The sequence below is a fragment of the Methylomonas rivi genome (genome assembly GCF_024505165.1).
In the GTDB taxonomy this organism is placed as follows: domain Bacteria; phylum Pseudomonadota; class Gammaproteobacteria; order Methylococcales; family Methylomonadaceae; genus Methylomonas; species Methylomonas rivi.
In genome coordinates this window covers 1-1,151 of sequence record NZ_JANIBK010000324.1, presented here as the reverse complement: position 1 = coordinate 1,151, position 1,151 = coordinate 1, and the positions used below count along the sequence as shown (strand labels likewise).

Sequence of the window (1,151 nt, the reverse complement as noted above, 5' to 3'; positions counted from 1 at the left end):
CCCGAATACGCGCGCCGGCCGGCCTGGATTTGGGTGCCAAGCTGCCGGAAGAGATTGCGCTGTCCATCGCCTCGGAAATGATCATGCTGCGCCGCGGCGGCCAGGGCGGTTGTTTGAGTGCAAGCCCGCCGGCGGCCGAAAGCGTTACAGCGCGTTAGCCTAATGGCTTTACCGCGAAATCCCGCCCGTGTACCATGCCAAACAAACAATCGGGCGCGAAAGCCCAACGAATTGAGGGAGAACATCCGATGATTACGCTCACCATCAACGGCATCCGCCGTAGTATCGATCTGCCGCCCGATACCCCATTGCTGTGGGCGCTACGGGACGGCTTGGGACTGACCGGCACCAAATACGGTTGCGGCATCGCCTTGTGCGGAGCTTGCACCGTGCATGTCGACGGCGAGGCCGCGTTAGCTTGCGTGACGCCGATTTCGGCAGTCGCGAATAAAAATATCCGGACCATAGAAGCCATGGCCGAAGACGCCACCGGGCAAAAAGTCCAGGCATCCTGGTTGAACCTGGGCGTGCCGCAATGCGGCTATTGCCAACCCGGCCAAATAATGGCTGCCACGGCCTTGCTGAAACACAATTCCCAGCCCTCCGATGCGGACATCGATAAGGCCATGAGCCGCAATATCTGCCGCTGCGGCACCTATCCGCGCATCCGCGCCGCCATCAAACAGGCCGCCGCCGATTTGGAGCAGCCGTCATGAACCAGTCTATCGAATTTATCGCCGACGATGCGGATAGTTTGAGCATCGTCAATATCAGCCGGCGCACTTTTTTGAAGGAATTGGCGCTGGGCGGCTTCGTGCTGGCGGCCGGATTCCCCGTGTTGACGCTTGCGGACGAAGCGCCGAAAAAATACGGCGCCGACGCCATGCCGCACGGTTGGGTGGACAACCCGCTGGTATTCGTGGCGATTGCCGACGACGGCACGGTGACTATCGTTTGCCACCGCTCGGAAATGGGGCAGGGCATACGTACCAGTTTGCCGCTGGTGGTGGCCGACGAACTGGACGCCAACTGGCTGCATGTAAAAGTGGCGCAAGCGCCCGGCGACGAAGGCCGCTTCGGCAACCAGGATACCGACGGCTCCCGCAGCATGCGGCATTTTTTCATGCCCATGCGCCGAGTCGGCGCGGCGG

3 protein-coding genes are annotated in these 1,151 nt (G+C 61.3%); all 3 read left to right on the top strand.

The genetic code is table 11. The annotated features are described in order from the left end of the window. Window positions 1-5: 5 nt before the first annotated feature. Window positions 6-158: an XdhC family protein gene (locus NP596_RS21490; RefSeq protein ID WP_256617422.1), complete on the top strand. Its 153-nt coding sequence runs from the start codon at window positions 6-8 to the stop codon at window positions 156-158. A gap of 90 nt (window positions 159-248) precedes the next feature. Beyond that, entirely contained in the window at window positions 249-716 is a 468-nt protein-coding gene (locus tag NP596_RS21485; RefSeq protein WP_256617421.1) for a (2Fe-2S)-binding protein, read from the top strand. Continuing rightward, a partial coding sequence (locus NP596_RS21480) for a molybdopterin cofactor-binding domain-containing protein (protein ID WP_256617420.1) occupies window positions 713-1,151 on the top strand: 439 nt, incomplete at its 3' end. The genes NP596_RS21485 and NP596_RS21480, both read left to right, overlap by 4 nt.